At 59.4% G+C, this 14,652-nt stretch carries 14 protein-coding genes, 1 other RNA gene and 1 pseudogene; 11 read left to right on the forward strand and 5 right to left on the reverse strand.

Translation table 11 applies throughout. The annotated features are described in order from the left end of the window. The first annotated feature begins 28 nt into the window (after positions 1–28). Entirely contained in the window at positions 29–658 is a 630-nt protein-coding gene (sspA, locus tag I6L49_RS17735) for a stringent starvation protein SspA (protein WP_005336279.1), read from the forward strand. Next, positions 655–1,080 (forward strand): ClpXP protease specificity-enhancing factor, encoded by a 426-nt coding sequence (locus I6L49_RS17740; RefSeq protein ID WP_005336278.1) that lies wholly within the window; start codon positions 655–657, stop codon positions 1,078–1,080. The genes sspA and I6L49_RS17740 overlap by 4 nt, the downstream gene beginning before the upstream one ends. 132 nt (positions 1,081–1,212) lie before the next feature. Here I6L49_RS17740 and I6L49_RS17745 read toward each other — a convergent pair. The 5 genes and pseudogenes from I6L49_RS17745 to I6L49_RS17765 form a co-directional block, all read right to left on the reverse strand. Next, a pseudogene (locus tag I6L49_RS17745) lies at positions 1,213–1,934 on the reverse strand (IS5 family transposase); the annotation flags it as partial. A gap of 55 nt (positions 1,935–1,989) precedes the next feature. Further along, a complete protein-coding gene (dolP, locus tag I6L49_RS17750; protein WP_005336277.1) occupies positions 1,990–2,568 on the reverse strand; it encodes a division/outer membrane stress-associated lipid-binding lipoprotein in 579 nt (192 codons plus the stop codon). A 4-nt stretch (positions 2,569–2,572) separates the two neighbouring features. Continuing rightward, complete coding sequence (locus I6L49_RS17755; RefSeq protein ID WP_005336275.1) at positions 2,573–3,163, reverse strand: SIS domain-containing protein; 591 nt, start codon at positions 3,161–3,163, stop codon at positions 2,573–2,575. A 9-nt stretch (positions 3,164–3,172) separates the two neighbouring features. Beyond that, positions 3,173–3,544, reverse strand: a complete 372-nt coding sequence (locus I6L49_RS17760) for a YraN family protein (RefSeq protein WP_005341723.1) — start codon at positions 3,542–3,544, stop codon at positions 3,173–3,175. Then, the gene (locus tag I6L49_RS17765) at positions 3,486–5,273 is read right to left on the reverse strand and encodes a penicillin-binding protein activator (protein WP_254127497.1); all 1,788 of its coding nucleotides are present in this window, start codon (positions 5,271–5,273) and stop codon (positions 3,486–3,488) included. Before I6L49_RS17765 ends, I6L49_RS17760 begins: the two co-directional genes overlap by 59 nt. Positions 5,274–5,472: 199 nt before the next feature. On the opposite strand from I6L49_RS17765, the gene rsmI reads away from it, so the two are divergent. The 9 genes from rsmI to mraY all read left to right on the forward strand — a co-directional run bounded on the left by rsmI (position 5,473) and on the right by mraY (position 14,650). Further along, positions 5,473–6,306 carry a 16S rRNA (cytidine(1402)-2'-O)-methyltransferase gene (gene rsmI / locus I6L49_RS17770; RefSeq protein WP_047438714.1) on the forward strand — a complete coding sequence of 278 codons (834 nt, stop codon included), beginning with the start codon at positions 5,473–5,475 and terminating at the stop codon, positions 6,304–6,306. A 155-nt stretch (positions 6,307–6,461) separates the two neighbouring features. Then, positions 6,462–6,848, forward strand: an RNA gene (gene rnpB / locus I6L49_RS17775) — RNase P RNA component class A. A 442-nt stretch (positions 6,849–7,290) separates the two neighbouring features. Then, the gene (gene mraZ, locus I6L49_RS17780; protein ID WP_013723406.1) at positions 7,291–7,749 is read left to right on the forward strand and encodes a division/cell wall cluster transcriptional repressor MraZ; all 459 of its coding nucleotides are present in this window, start codon (positions 7,291–7,293) and stop codon (positions 7,747–7,749) included. Beyond that, positions 7,750–8,688, forward strand: coding sequence for a 16S rRNA (cytosine(1402)-N(4))-methyltransferase RsmH (gene rsmH / locus I6L49_RS17785; RefSeq protein ID WP_005336168.1), 939 nt, complete (start codon positions 7,750–7,752; stop codon positions 8,686–8,688). Between the two features lie 3 nt (positions 8,689–8,691). Beyond that, on the forward strand, positions 8,692–9,006 hold the full coding sequence (ftsL, locus tag I6L49_RS17790) for a cell division protein FtsL (RefSeq protein WP_005336166.1): 315 nt from the start codon (positions 8,692–8,694) through the stop codon (positions 9,004–9,006). Next, positions 9,003–10,757, forward strand: coding sequence for a penicillin-binding transpeptidase domain-containing protein (locus I6L49_RS17795; RefSeq protein ID WP_076493169.1), 1,755 nt, complete (start codon positions 9,003–9,005; stop codon positions 10,755–10,757). The genes ftsL and I6L49_RS17795 overlap by 4 nt, the downstream gene beginning before the upstream one ends. Beyond that, complete coding sequence (murE, locus tag I6L49_RS17800; protein ID WP_216950040.1) at positions 10,690–12,222, forward strand: UDP-N-acetylmuramoyl-L-alanyl-D-glutamate--2,6-diaminopimelate ligase; 1,533 nt, start codon at positions 10,690–10,692, stop codon at positions 12,220–12,222. Before I6L49_RS17795 ends, murE begins: the two co-directional genes overlap by 68 nt. Then, positions 12,219–13,574, forward strand: a complete 1,356-nt coding sequence (gene murF / locus I6L49_RS17805) for a UDP-N-acetylmuramoyl-tripeptide--D-alanyl-D-alanine ligase (RefSeq protein ID WP_216950041.1) — start codon at positions 12,219–12,221, stop codon at positions 13,572–13,574. The genes murE and murF overlap by 4 nt, the downstream gene beginning before the upstream one ends. Continuing rightward, on the forward strand, positions 13,568–14,650 hold the full coding sequence (mraY, locus tag I6L49_RS17810; RefSeq protein ID WP_005355120.1) for a phospho-N-acetylmuramoyl-pentapeptide-transferase: 1,083 nt from the start codon (positions 13,568–13,570) through the stop codon (positions 14,648–14,650). Before murF ends, mraY begins: the two co-directional genes overlap by 7 nt. Positions 14,651–14,652 lie beyond the last annotated feature (2 nt).

Consider the following 14,652-nt stretch of genomic DNA (forward strand, 5'->3'; position numbering starts at 1 on the left):
TTCTGCTTTTTAATGACGGGAGGGTTCAATGGCTGTAGCTGCCAATAAGCGTTCGGTAATGACGCTGTTTTCCGGTGCCAACGATATGTTCAGCCATCAGGTGCGTATTGTCCTGGCGGAGAAGGGTGTTAGCGTGGATATCTGCCAGGTTGATCCAGCCAATCTGCCGGATGAGCTGGCCGAGCTGAACCCGTACAACTCTGTACCGACCCTGGTTGATCGTGAGCTGGCACTCTACACCTCGCGCATCATCATGGAGTATCTGGACGAACGCTTCCCGCATCCGCCCCTGATGCCTGTTTACCCGGTTGCCCGTGGTAACAGCCGTCTGATGATGCACCGCATCGAGCTGGACTGGTACTCCCTGGCCGACAAGATCATGGCCGGTACCGATGCTGAAGCGGCACGCAACGAACTGCGTGACAACCTGCTGGCCATCGCGCCGATCTTCGGTGAAATGCCCTATTTCATGAGCGAAGAGTTCGGTCTGGTGGATTGCTACATGGCACCGCTGCTGTGGCGTCTGCCGAGCCTTGGCATCGACCTGACCGGTCGTGGCGCCAAAGAGCTGAAGGCCTACATGGTTCGTCTGTTCGAGCGTGAGTCCTTCCAAGCTTCCCTGACCGAAGCCGAACGCGAGATCCGTGCTGGCGTATGAGCATGGAACCGACAATGACACCGAGCCGCCCGTACTTGTTACGGGCGTTCTTTGACTGGTTGCTGGACAACGATCTGACCCCTCATCTGGTGGTCAACGTCAACATTCCCCATGTGATGGTGCCGATGCAGTTTGCTCAGGACGGGCAAATTGTGCTGAATATCGCGCCCCGAGCCGTGATGCAATTTCACATGGATAACGAGGCTATCAGCTTCAGTGCTCGCTTTGGCGGGGTCTCCCAGCAGGTTTACATCCCGATGGCAGCCGTACTGGCTATTCATGCCCGGGAGAACGGCGTGGGCACTATGTTCCCGCCCGAGCCGGGTTACGATATCTGGCTTGAGCAGGCTGAAGCGCCGGTGGAGCCTGAGCCGGAACCGCCGCGTCCAAGCGGTCGTCCGACCCTGAAGGTGATCAAATAAAAAACGCAGCCGATTGGCTGCGTTTTTTATGTGCGGTCGGGCTTAGAGCCGCTAACAAAACCGTTCAACAAAGCGTAGGCAGATAACGGCGCAAGCCAGCGTCAACAAGGCGAGATGGATATCCAACCGTCGCTCGAAACGTATTCGTAGCTTCCCAAAGCCTGCTAGCCAACCATGAGTGCGTTCTACAACCCAGCGATGACAACCCAATCGCTCATTGCTATCGATGCCTCGCCGGGCAATACGAACCTTGATACCCCGTCGCCTCAGATAATCTCGACAACGGCGAAAATCATACCCTTTGTCTGCGTGTAGCTTGTCAGGTCGACATCGTGGTCGCCCTCTCTTACCTGCTAACGCCGGAAGTGCATCCAACAAGGGCTCAAACATTATCGAGTCATGGCGATTGGCGCCTGATACAAGCACTGCGAGCGGTATGCCCTGACGGTCCACCACTATATGTCGTTTACTGCCCAGCTTGCCTCTGTCTGTCGGGTTACGTCCTGTTTCCTGGCCCCCCGGGGGCTGGCTACGCTCGCGCCATCGAGGCTTGTTCTACTCCAGTCGATGTGGCCAGCTTGATGTAGCTGGCTCAGGAGCGCCACGTGAAGTCGCTGCCAGATGCCTTGAGCTTGCCAATCACGTAGGCGACGCCAGCACGTCATTCCGCTGCCAAAACCCAAAGACTGGGGTAAGTCCTCCCACGGGATCCCGGTAGTAAGGACAAACAGAATACCGTTGAGAACGGCATAGTCATCGAGGCGTGGACGGCCACCCCGTGGCGAAGGCTGGTGAGGTGGCAGAAGTGGCTGCAAGGACTTCCATAGCTGGTTACTGATGATTTTTCGTGTCATGCCGGCTATGTGGGGACTGGTATCGTTCGAATCAACTTAGTTTTGTTAGCGGCTATTAGTTCTGGGCGAACTCGAAGGCCTTGATCACGCGCTTCACGCCTGTGACATGGCGGGCGATGTTGACTGCCTGCTCTCCCTCCTGGCGAGTCACCAGACCAATCAGGAACACCTCGCCGTTCTCGGTGACCACCTTGACCTTGGTGCTGTCGAAGTTCTTGGTGCCGAACATATCGGCTTTCACCTTGGAGGTGATCCAGGAGTCATTGCTGCGAGTGGTGAAACTGGCAGGTTGGCCGATGCGCAATTCGTTGTAGACGTGGCGGACCCCTTCGATGCGACTGACAATTTTGCCCGCCTCAATCTTGTAAACGTCAGAAGGTGTCTGGCCGACCAGCAGGACGCGGCCATTGTTGCTGTAGACGCTGATCTTGCTGGCTGCGCTGAGCGGCTTGTTGTCGGCCAGCAGATTAGCCGCTTTCAGCTCGATGGTCTGGTCATCCCATTGCGCGCCCAGCGTTCGGCGATCGCCAGAGGCCTTGGCAGTCCCTGCGGCGCCGCCAACAACCAGGGCTGCGCAGCCTTGCAGCAGCAGGGTGCTAACCAGCAGACCGAGCAGGATAGTGTGCTTTTTCATGGTTTCAATCTTCCTGTTGCGGGAAAAGTGTCTGGTCGATGAGATCACACAGGCAGTGCAGGGTCAACAGGTTCACTTCCAGAATGCGAGGGCGACGGGCGGAGGGAACACGGATCTCCACATCGTTCGGGCCGAGCAGACCTGCCATTTCGCCACCGTCACCCCCGCTCAGCACCACTATGGTCATGTCGCGGGAGAGGGCAGCTTCGGCAGCCTTGATCAGGCTGCGGCTGTGGCCGGAGGTGGTGATGACCACCAGAATGTCGCCAGGCTGGCCCAGCGCGCGGATCTGCTTGGCGTAGACCTCTTCAAAACCGTGATCGGTGGCGATGGCGCTGATGGTTGCCATGTCCGGGGTCAGGGCCATGCCGGGCAGGGAGGGGCGCTGGGTCTCGTAGCAGTTGACCAGCTCGGAGATGAACAGTTGCGCCAGTGCGGCAGAAGGACCGTTACCGCATGCCAGCACCTTGTGGCCATTGAGCAGGCAGATGGTGATCATCTGGGCTGCAGTATGGATGGCATCCGGCAGCGCCTCGGCGGCGGCTATCTTGGTCTGGATGCTTTCGGTGTAGTTCTCTTTGATGCGGTCAGTCATAGGGTCCTCTTAAAATGCGTTCTGGATCCAGGCTGGCTGGTCGCCCTCGAACGCAATCACATCGAATCGGCAGGCCTGATTGGCCTCGTTGATGGCATGTTGCTTCAAATAGTGGCGCGCTGCCAGCATGATCTTGTGCTGTTTGCTGCGGGTGACCGAGCTGGCGGCCCCGCCATGGCTGCCGGTGGCCCGGTAGCGCACCTCAACAAACACCAGGGTCTGGCCCTGGTGCATGATGAGATCTATTTCACCGCCACGACAGCGGTAGTTGCGAGCTACCGGTTGCAGGCCCTGAGCCTGCAACCAGCGTTCAGCGACTTGTTCAAAGTGCTGTCCCTTGCTCGTTGGTGAGGGGAACAGGCTCGGCAACTGCTGGCGCATCCGTTTCCATAGTTCCTTCATTGGAGGGCTCCTCCAGCTGCTGAACGGCGTTCTCGTCGACCAGTTTGCCGTTCTGGTAAGTACCCCAGCTCAGCATCCGCACAATATTACCTTGGGCATCCACGCTCAGCTGACCGCTCATGCCGGCCTGCTGCATGCCGCCTACTTTGCGCATCTGTTGCAGATTTTCCGCCAGTGCAACGGCGTCATAGCCCATGGCAAACAGGCGCAGCAGGTCGCCCTGGGTCTGCGGCCAGAGCAGTGCGATCTGCTCGCGCTGTTTCTCGTAGCCGCCCAGCAGCAGCGGCATATCGGCGATATGCATGCCGTTGAGCTCGGAGGCGACCTCGGTTGCGGCGCTGTCGTAGCCACGGGAGCTGGTGTAGATGGGCAGGCTGCCCATCGGATTGACCGAGATATCAACGTAGGGCTTGATCATCCGGGTTTCGAGGCTGTTGGCCACCACATAAACGGCATCGATGCTGCGCGGTGCGGCATCAGAGAGTTGCACCACTTCACCAGCTCGGGCGGTAGAGCGGCCGCTCAGGGCATTCTTGACCATCCCCTGCACTTCGTTGCGGGCACCGAAGGTGGCAACGACCGGCTTATCCTGGCTCAGGGTGGCCCAGCTCTGCTCGAACGCCTTGATACTGCTGTAACCGATCCGACCCTGGGCGGCGATCAGCAGCGGTTTACGGTAGCCCTGGGTGTAAAGGTACTGGGCTGCCTGCGCGGCATCTGCGGCGGCAGAGAGGGAGAAGTAGTAGGTGGTGTCGTTGACGACCGGCTTGTCCAGCTCGTTGAGCGCCAGTACCGGCACGGTCGGATTGGCTTTTAGCAGCTCCTCGACACGATCTTTCAGCAGCGGGCCGATGATCATGTCTGCCCCTTCCTGAATCGCCTGCTTATAAAGATCGCCGGTCGACTTGCTCTGGGTGTCGTAGAAGTTCAGGGTGAATTGCCCCTGATTTTCCTTATAAGACATCAGCATACCGTTACGGATAGCGGCGCCCTGCGGCTCCAGATTGCCTGAGAGGGGCAGCAGCACAGCGATCTGTTGCACCGAGGTGCTGGCAGTAGCAGCCAGATCGCCCAATCCTGCCGGCATATCCTTCTGGGCTGGATGGTTGGGGAAGTCGCGCTTCCAGCCTGCCAGTTGGCGGGCCAGCAGGTTCGGCTGGGCGCCAAACTCGTTGACCAGTGCCGCCAGTCGCAACCAGCCGGTGGTCACATCAGGGGCCGGAGCCTCTTCCAGCGCCTGCAGGGTGGAGGGGGTCATGCTTTTGAGCAACGACCAGATTTGCTGATGGTTGGTCGCCTGCTCGCTCTGATTGAGGTAGGGCTCCAGTGCAATCAATGACTTGGCTGCGCCAAATTTGTTGTTGATGTCGAGCTGCAGCACCACGCGCTGGCGATACCAATCCTTCTGGGTATCGGCATCCAGCACCACCTCGGGTTTGCCTTCCAGCAGGATCAGCGCCTGATTGGCGTGGCCTTGCGCCAGCAACAGATGGGCTTGCAGCAGTTGCAACTGCGCCTTCTGAACGTGATCCTTGGCCTGCTTCTGCAATTGCTGGAACAGTGCCGAGGCCGGTTTGGCCTGGCCGAGCGCCAGATAGCTGCGTGCCGCCAGCATCTGCCAGGTAAAGGCCTCGGCCGGCTTGGCGGGGTCCACCTGCTCAAGATACCACTGGGCATTCTTGGTCAGATTGGAGAACGCAGAGGGCATGCCTGACGGCCCTGACGGTTGATTGGGCTCCGACGCACAGGCGGCGAGCAGTACTGCCGCGAGTATGATGCCGAAGAGTCGTGATACACTTAACTGCTTTGTAACCCGGTTCAAGTTCATTCCCCGACCAGTGTTGAAGTTCCCCATAGTGTAAACGGGCCAATATGGCGACACAATTGTCGGGGCACTCGGAGATCCCATGAGTGACATCCCAACCCTGTATATAGTCCCCACTCCGATCGGCAATCTGGCGGACATCACCCAGCGTGCATTGGACATTTTACGCAGTGTCGATCTGGTGGCAGCCGAAGATACCCGTCATACCGGTATCCTGCTCAGCCACTACCAAATCTCGGTGCCGACCTTCGCCCTGCACGATCACAACGAGCAGCAGAAAGCCGATGTGCTGATCGGCCGGATCAAAGAGGGCAAGAGTGTTGCGCTGGTCTCCGATGCCGGCACCCCGCTTATTAGCGACCCCGGTTATCACTTGGTCACCCGCTGTCGTGAAGCCGGGGTCAAAGTGGTGCCGCTGCCCGGTCCCTGTGCCGCCATTACCGCCCTGAGCGCGGCCGGTCTGCCCACCGATCGCTTTGCCTTTGAGGGCTTCCTGCCCGCCAAGAGCAAGGGGCGTGACGATCGCCTGCAAGCCGTTATTGAAGACACCCGCTCGCTGGTGTTCTACGAATCCCCGCGCCGTGTGCAGGATACAGTGGAAGCGATTGCTCGCATTCTCGGCGAGCGTCAGGTGGTGGTGTGCCGCGAGCTGACCAAGACCTTCGAGTCGATCCACGGTTTGCCAGCCTCTGAAATGCTGACCTGGCTTGGTGAGGATGACAACCGCTGCCGCGGCGAGATCGTGCTGGTCGTGGCTGGCGCCTCCAAAGAAGAAGAGGATCTGCCAGCCGAGGCGATCCGTACTCTGGGTCTGCTGGTGACCGAACTGCCACTGAAAAAAGCGGCCGCCCTGACCGCCGAGATCCACGGCGTGAAGAAGAATGCCCTCTATAAATACGGTCTCGAGCACTATTGAGTCGGTCAATAGGTCATCAGACTGTTTTTTGACCTGCGCAATCCCCTGTATCGACAATCAGTCAGCCTGTAAACGGGGGCCAAGCGCGATAAATGGCTGTAAACGGGAATTGCCGGTTTACCCCGTGCGTATCGCAAGGGTATAATCCGCACCTCGGAGTTGGCTGGGCAATCGCTGCTTCGTCGTTGTGTCCCTCGGGACAGACGGGCGGAGGGGAGGAAAGTCCGGGCTTCACAGGGCAGGGTGCCAGGTAACGCCTGGGGGGCGCGAGCCTACGACCAGTGCAACAGAGAGCAGACCGCCGATGGCCCGCAAGGGATCAGGTAAGGGTGAAAGGGTGCGGTAAGAGCGCACCGCGCGACTGGCAACAGTTCGTGGCACGGTAAACTCCACCCGAAGCAAGACCAAATAGGCCCCTATTGGCGCGGCCCGCGTTGGGGGCGGGTAGGTTGCTTGAGCCAGCGAGCGATTGCTGGCCTAGAGGAATGATTGCTACCCGGGGCAACCCGGTACAGAACCCGGCTTACAGGCCGACTCCGACCTCATTCCGAAGAGCCCCGCGATTTATCGCGGGGCTCTTTTTTATGCATGAGAAAATATGGCTTCGTTGGCAGGATATTTTCGGCCTTGTCATTTTGAATGAAATTATATGTTTTAAATCAATCGAATAGTTTCGTATTTGGCACGATGGCAGCGATAGATGGTGATAGAACCCAGGATGATTGTTCGCACCCGCATATTGTGTGTGTTCTCAGTTCATTCACTTATTTCAATTAATCACCAGAGTTTAACGCCAAATAACTTGTGGAAAATCAACCTACTCAATCCGCGGTATGCAAATGCTGCGTCAATATGTTCCCTCTGCCCCATCTCCTTGCTTGAAAAGCCCCCTGCACGTCCTTAAACTTCAAGGTGGGGAAAAGTGGATCAAAGTGGTTTTTAGAGGAGCAATCAGCCTCCTCATTCACCTTCAGGGACAGCAATTTGTTGCGTGGCGCTCATGCCATCAGCCTGGACAGTAAAGGGCGGTTGGCGATTCCGACCAAATTCCGTGACTGGCTGCGCGACGAAAGCGACGGCCAGCTGGTCTGCACCATCGATATTGCCCATCCCTGTCTGCTGCTTTATCCCCTGAACGAGTGGGAAGAGGTCGAGCGCAAGCTAAAGACCCTCTCCAGCATGAATCCTCAAGAGCGCCGTTTGCAGCGACTGCTGCTGGGACATGCAACCGAATGCGAGCTGGATGGCAATGGCCGTCTGCTGCTCAGTCAGCCACTGCGAAACCATGCGGGGCTGGACAAGAAAATCATGCTGGTGGGCCAGCTCAACAAGTTTGAGTTGTGGGATGAAGCCCGCTGGCAGCAACAGGTCAATGACGACATCTTGGGTCTGCCCGGGGACGATTGGGCAAGCTCACCACGACTACAGGATTTCTCTTTATAAATGACCCAAGCCGCTGAACACATCACAGTGCTGCTGCACGAAGCCGTTGAAGGTCTGGCCATCAAGCCGGATGGTGTCTACGTCGACGGTACTTTTGGCCGTGGTGGTCATTCTCGTCTGATCCTGCAGCACCTTGGCCCCAATGGCCGCTTGATCGCCATCGACCGCGATCCCCAGGCGATTGCTGAAGCAGCCAAGATCCAGGATCCCCGTTTCGAAATCGTGCACGGCCCCTTCTCCGGCATCGCCTCCTATCTGGATGAGCGCGGTTTACTGGGCAAGGTGGATGGCTTCCTGCTGGATCTGGGGGTCTCTTCACCCCAGTTGGATGACGCCGAGCGGGGCTTCAGCTTTATGAAAGATGGTCCGCTCGATATGCGGATGGACCCCACCTCCGGTCAGAGCGCCGCCGAGTGGCTGGCCAAGGCCGATGTGGATGACATCGCCTGGGTGCTGAAGACCTTCGGTGAGGAGCGTTTTGCCAAGAAGATCGCCCGCGCCATCGTGCATGACCGTGTGACCGAGCCTTATGTGCGTACCCGTCAACTGGCGGAGATGATTGCCCGGGTCAACCCGAGCAAGGAGAAGGGCAAGCATGCGGCAACCCGCAGCTTCCAGGCCATTCGCATCTATATCAACAGCGAGCTGGACGAGATCGAGACCGCGCTCAACGGTGCGCTGGAAGTGCTGGCACCACATGGCCGTCTGTCGGTGATCAGCTTCCATTCGCTGGAAGACCGGTTGGTAAAGCATTTCATCCGCAAGCACGAGAAGGGGCCGGAAGTGCCTTACGGCATTCCGTTGACCGAAGCCCAGCTGGCTGGCGGTCGCAAATTGAAGTCGGTCGGCAAGGCACTCAAGCCTTCTGATCATGAAGTATCTGAAAACAGCCGGTCACGCAGCTCGGTGCTGCGGGTTGCCGAACGGCTGGCGGAGTAAGCGATGAGCGAAGTGCGTGTTCATCTGGCCAAGGAGATCGTTGCGGATCTCTGGCGGCACAAGCTGCAGATTTTTCTGTCGGTCGCCGTGCTGGTGACCGCGTTTGCCGTGATCCTGGTGACCAACATGACCCGTGGTCTGACGGCCAAGCAGAATGATCTGATGGCGGAAGAGGATCGCCTCAATATCGAATGGCGCCACCTGCTGCTGGAGCAGGGCACCCTGGCTGAACACTCCCGGGTGGCGAGTCTGGCGATGGACAAGTTGCAGATGGGTCGTCCGCTGGTGACCACCGAGAAGGTAATTACCCAACCATGAAACGCAAGGCTACAGCCAAAGCTGCCAAAGCGAATGTCAAAGCGCCATCGATCTATCCGTGGCGCTTTCGCACGCTTGCGGTGTTTATCGGCATCGCGTTTGTGGGTCTGATCCTGCGTCTGGCCTGGATCCAGGTGATCAATCCGGATCGTCTGCGTCAGGAGGGTGACATGCGCTCCCTGCGTACCACCTCTACCCAGGCGGTGCGCGGCATGATCACCGATCGCAACGGCGAGCAGCTGGCGGTTTCTGTGCCGGTCGAAGCTGTCTGGGCCGATCCCAAGACAGTGCATGAATCCGGTGCCATCAATAACGAGCGAGCCTGGCTGGCGCTTTCCGCCGTGCTCAAGCTCGACATCAATACCCTCAAACACCGTATCGCCAACCCCAGCAAGCGCTTCGTCTATCTGCAGCGTCAGGTTACTCCTGCGGTGGCGGAATATATCAAGGGGCTCAAGCTGGGGGGCGTCTACCTGCGCCCCGAAGCACGCCGCTTCTACCCGACCGGCGAGATCAGCGCCCATCTGGTGGGGGTGACCAACATCGATGGCAGCGGTATTGAAGGGATTGAGCGCAGCTACAACGAGTGGTTGACGGCGACACCCGGCGAAATGCGGGTGCGCAAGGATCGTCAGGGGCGCGTCATCGAGCGGCTTGGCATCGTCAAAGAGGGCAAGAACGCCAACGATCTGCAGCTCAGTATCGATCAGCGGGTGCAGGCTCTGGCCTACCGTGCCCTCAAGCGGGCAACCGACGAGAACAAGGCTACCTCCGGCTCCATGGTGATGCTGGATATCAAGACCGGTGAAGTACTCGCCATGGTCAATACCCCCTCCTATAACCCGAACAACCGCGGCCAGTATCAGAGCTTCCGGGTACGCAACCGGGTGGTGACTGATACCTACGAGCCGGGTTCGACCGTCAAGCCATTGATTTTGCTCAGTGCCTTGCAGGCAGGTGTCACCAGCTGGAAAGATTTCATTCCCGGTGGTCCGCTCTTTATCGGTGCCAAGCAGATCAAGGACGTCAGTATCCACAAGGCGACCAACCTCTACGATATCCTGCGTTACTCCTCCAACATTGGTATGTCGCGCATCGCGCTGCGGATGCCGGCGCAGGAGATGATCAACACCCTCAGCATGTTCGGTTTCGGCATGGATACCGGCAGCGGGCTGATGGGCGAGAGTAGCGGCATGTTGCCCCAGCGTCGTCGCTGGTCCGATATCGAGCGGGCAACCCTCTCGTTTGGTTATGGCCTGCGGGTCACCCCGCTGCAACTGGCTTCCGCCTACGCCACCCTGGCCAACAAGGGCAAGCGGGTGCCGCTCTCCATCGTCAAGGTGACCACGCCGCCCAAGGGTGAGCAGGTAATTGACCACAATAACGCTTCCGCCATGTTGCAGGCGCTGGAGTATGTGGTCGACAACGCCATTCCAAAAGCCAAGATCCCGGGCTATCGGGTCGGCGGCAAGAGTGGTACCGCCAAGGTCGCCGTCGCCGGTGGCTATGGCAAGGATTACATGGCCTGGTTTGCCGGTTTCGCACCCGCCAGTGATCCCCGTTTCGTCATGGTGGTGGTGATCAACGAGCCAAAAGGTAGCGCCTACTATGGCGGTGCCGTGGCGACCCCACCGTTTGCAGAGGCCATGGGCGGGGTGCTGCAGCTCTTCAATATTCGTCCCGATGCGGTGCCGCCAGCGGTGCCCACCAAACTTGCCCGTACGGAGGCTTCTCTTGTCCCGCGCACTTGATGCATTACTGCGCCCCTTCGGTATCCAGGCGCCGGCGCTCACCCTGACCGATATCCAGCTGGATAGTCGGCGGGTTGGCCCCGGCTCGCTCTTCGTGGCCATTCGTGGTCATCAGGTGGATGGCAGACGGTTTATCGAACAGGCGGTGGCTCAGGGAGCGACCGCTGTTGTGTTTGAGGAGGATGGTGAATTTATCCCACCATCGACTCCGGTTCCCTGTATCGGGATGCGGGATCTGCCCGCTCACCTCTCTGCTCTTGCGGGCTATTTCTACGATCAGCCAGCCCAAAAATTGGATCTGGTCGGGATCACCGGTACCAACGGCAAGAGCACTACGGCACTGCTGGTCGCCAACTGGCGCACCCTGCTGGGTGGCAATGCGGGTGTGATGGGCACCATCGGCAACGGCCTGTTTGGCAATTTGATCGAAGCGGAAAATACCACCGGCAGCGCCGTGCAGGTGCAAGCCAATCTGGCTGCGCTGCAAGCGCAGGGGGCGGATCTGGTGGCGATGGAGGTCTCCAGCCATGGTCTGGTGCAGCATCGTGTTGCCGCACTGCCGTTTGCCGCCGCCGTTTTCACCAACCTGAGCCGGGATCACCTCGACTACCACGGCACCATGGAAGCCTATGGCGCGGCCAAAGAACAGTTGCTGCAGCTGGTCGATGAGTCGAATGCGGTGATCAACCGCGATGACGAGCTGGGTGCCAAGTGGCTCGAAAAGTACCCGGCAGCGGTGGCGTTCAGTGTTAATGGCCCGATTGAACACCATTCTGGCCGTCAATTAACGGCGCAGCAGCTCGATTTTCACCAGCAAGGTTTTCGCGCGCAGATTAACTCCAGCTGGGGGAATGGTGTATTATCCGCCCCCTTGCTCGGGCGCTTCAACGTCAGCAATGTGCTGGCCGCGATGGGCGTGATGCTGGTGCTCGGTTACGACTTCAACGAACTGCTGGCGACAGCGCCTCAGTTGCAGCCGGTGACCGGTCGCATGGAGTGCTTTGGCGGTGGCGATACGCCGCTGGCGGTGGTCGATTACGCCCACACCCCGGATGCGCTGGAGAAGGCATTGCAGGCCCTGCGGGTGCACTGCACAGGCCAGCTCTGGTGTCTGGTCGGCTGTGGTGGCGACCGCGATCGCGGCAAGCGCCCCATGATGGCCGCCATGGCCGAGCAGTATGCGGATCGCGTGATCCTGACCGACGACAATCCCCGTACCGAGGAGCCGGCCCGGATCATGGCCGACATGGTGGCGGGTCTTCGCGATCCTGCTGCGGTGCAGGTGGAGCACGACCGGGTCAAGGCGATTGCGCTGGCCATCGGTCAGGCGAGCAAACAGGACATTATCCTGGTGGCCGGTAAGGGTCACGAGGATTATCAGATCATTGGAACCGACAAGCGGCACTACAGCGACCGGGAAACCGTTGCCGCCGCCTTGCACACATTATTGGAGTCATTCAAATGATGACCCTCAGGCTTGCCGAGCTGGCGCAGGTACTCGATGCCCGTCTGATTGGTGACGACGGCGAGATCAGCGTCGTCAGTACCGACACCCGCACTCTGGGCGCGGGTGCCCTGTTCGTTGCCCTGCGCGGCGAGCGCTTCGATGCCCACGATTTTTGCGAGCAGGCCGTTCAGGCAGGGGCCTCTGCCCTGCTGGTTGAGCGTGAGCTGCCGCTGGCCATCCCCCAGCTGGTGGTGACCGACAGTCTTAAGGGGCTGGGCCGCCTCGGCAAACTGGTGCGCGAGCGCATCAACCCGAAAGTGCTGGCCATTACCGGCAGCTGCGGCAAGACCACGGTGAAGGAGATGGCAACCGCCATCCTGCGCAACGAAGGGGAAGTACTGGCCACCGCTGGCAACTTCAACAACGAGGTGGGCGTGCCGCTCACCCTGCTGCGCCTCGAGCCGCAGCACAAGTTTGCGGTGATGGAGCTGGGTGCCAACCATCCGGGCGAGATCGCCTGGACTACCTCGCTGGCCAAACCCGATGCCGCCATCATCAACAACGTGGCGGCGGCCCATCTGGAGGGCTTCGGCTCGCTGGAAGGGGTGTTTCACGCCAAGAGCGAAATCTTTGAGGGGCTGAGCGAAGGCGGCACCGCCATCGTCAATGCCGACAACGAATTCTGGCCGAAGTGGCGGGAACGCGGCATTCAGTGCGCCTTCTCCATCGAAGATCAGAGCCAGCCGTTCCATGCGCGCAACCTTGTACTCAACGAACAAGGCTGCGCCGAGTTCGTGATGGTGACCCCGCAGGGTGAGCTGAGCCTGACTCTGGCGATCCCGGGTCGCCACAACGTGGCCAACGCACTGGCTGCCGCCGCGGGCTGTCTGGCCCTCGGCGCATCCCTCGGCTCCGTCAAGGCGGGGCTGGAACAGATGGCGCCGGTCAAGGGGCGCTTCTGCGTCCAGCGCTGGGGTGGTCTGACTCTGGTGGATGATACCTACAATGCCAGCGTGGAATCCGTGCTGGCGGGCATCGATGCCCTGACCGCCATGGGTGGCTTCAAGGTGCTGGTGTTTGGTGATATGCGGGAACTGGGTGAGGAGTCTGCCGAGCAACACGCCCGGGTTGGCCGTCATGCCCGCGAGCGCGGTCTGGATGCCGTGCTGACAGTGGGGGAAGAGAGTCGCCACACCGCAGATGCCGCGGCGGGCCGACATTTCGATAACAAGGCATCGTTGTTTGAAGTGCTTGCGCAAATGATAAATACACATCAGGAAATTTCGATTTTGGTCAAGGGGGCCCGTGGCTCCCGCATGGAAGATATCGTCGAGATGGTCAAAGGCCATCAGGAGTCAGCCACATGCTAGTCTGGCTGGCCGAACTGCTCACCCCGCACTTCACCTTCTTCAACGTCTTCTCCTACCTGACGTTTCGCGCCATCCTGTCGATCATCACCGGACTGGGGGTTGCCCTCTGGATGGGGCCACGCCTGATACGTCGCCTGCAGATCCTGAAGTTTGGTCAGGTGATCCGCAACGACGGTCCCGAGTCCCACCTCAGCAAGCGGGGCACCCCGACCATGGGTGGCCTGATGATCATTGCTGCGATTTTCACGTCTGTGCTGCTCTGGTGCCGCCTCGATAACCCCTATGTCTGGCTGGTGCTGTTTGTGCTGGGTGCCTATGGCGCCATCGGCTTTGCCGACGACTACCTCAAGGTGGTGCGCAAGAATACTGACGGCCTGATCGCGCGCTGGAAGTATTTCTGGCAATCCGCGGTAGCGCTGGCGGTGGCGGTGTTCCTCTATGCGACAGCAACCCATGAGGGGCAGACCCAGCTGGTGGTGCCTTTCCTCAAGGATGTGATGCCGCAGCTTGGCCTGATGTTTATCGTGCTGACCTACTTTGTCATCGTCGGTACCTCCAACGCGGTCAACCTGACCGACGGTCTCGACGGCCTGGCCATCATGCCGACCGTGATGGTGGCGGGGGGCTTTGCCCTGATCGCCTGGGCCACCGGTAACGTCAACTTTGCCAACTACCTGCACATTCCCTACGTGCCCTATACCTCCGAGCTGGTGATCGTCTGTACCGCCATCGTCGGGGCGGGTCTGGGTTTCCTCTGGTTCAACACCTATCCGGCGCAGGTCTTCATGGGCGACGTTGGTTCCCTGGCGCTGGGCGGCGCGCTCGGTACCATCGCCGTGTTGGTCCGTCAGGAGTTCTTGCTGGTGATCATGGGCGGCGTCTTCGTGATGGAGACTGTCTCGGTGATCCTGCAGGTGGGTTCATACAAACTGCGCGGCGTGCGGATCTTCCGCATGGCGCCGATCCATCACCACTACGAGAAGAAGGGCTGGCCGGAGCCGCGCGTCATCGTGCGCTTCTGGATCATCACCCTCGTACTGGTGCTGCTGGGTCTTGCCACCCTGAAGGTGAGGTAAGG

The sequence above is a fragment of the Aeromonas sp. FDAARGOS 1419 genome (assembly GCF_019047045.1).
Classification (GTDB): domain Bacteria; phylum Pseudomonadota; class Gammaproteobacteria; order Enterobacterales; family Aeromonadaceae; genus Aeromonas; species Aeromonas veronii.

Coding starts and splice junctions, on each gene's coding strand:
- I6L49_RS17740 (WP_005336278.1), top strand. CDS start 655: ATGAGCATGGAACCGACAATGACACCGAGCCGCCCGTACTTGTTACGG.
- mraY (WP_005355120.1), top strand. CDS start 13,568: ATGCTAGTCTGGCTGGCCGAACTGCTCACCCCGCACTTCACCTTCTTC.
- rsmH (WP_005336168.1), top strand. CDS start 7,750: ATGACCCAAGCCGCTGAACACATCACAGTGCTGCTGCACGAAGCCGTT.
- I6L49_RS17795 (WP_076493169.1), top strand. CDS start 9,003: ATGAAACGCAAGGCTACAGCCAAAGCTGCCAAAGCGAATGTCAAAGCG.
- rsmI (WP_047438714.1), top strand. CDS start 5,473: ATGAGTGACATCCCAACCCTGTATATAGTCCCCACTCCGATCGGCAAT.
- I6L49_RS17755 (WP_005336275.1), bottom strand. CDS start 3,163: ATGACTGACCGCATCAAAGAGAACTACACCGAAAGCATCCAGACCAAG.
- ftsL (WP_005336166.1), top strand. CDS start 8,692: ATGAGCGAAGTGCGTGTTCATCTGGCCAAGGAGATCGTTGCGGATCTC.
- I6L49_RS17760 (WP_005341723.1), bottom strand. CDS start 3,544: ATGCGCCAGCAGTTGCCGAGCCTGTTCCCCTCACCAACGAGCAAGGGA.
- murF (WP_216950041.1), top strand. CDS start 12,219: ATGATGACCCTCAGGCTTGCCGAGCTGGCGCAGGTACTCGATGCCCGT.
- I6L49_RS17765 (WP_254127497.1), bottom strand. CDS start 5,273: ATGCCCTCTGCGTTCTCCAATCTGACCAAGAATGCCCAGTGGTATCTT.
- dolP (WP_005336277.1), bottom strand. CDS start 2,568: ATGAAAAAGCACACTATCCTGCTCGGTCTGCTGGTTAGCACCCTGCTG.
- sspA (WP_005336279.1), top strand. CDS start 29: ATGGCTGTAGCTGCCAATAAGCGTTCGGTAATGACGCTGTTTTCCGGT.
- murE (WP_216950040.1), top strand. CDS start 10,690: ATGCGGTGCCGCCAGCGGTGCCCACCAAACTTGCCCGTACGGAGGCTT.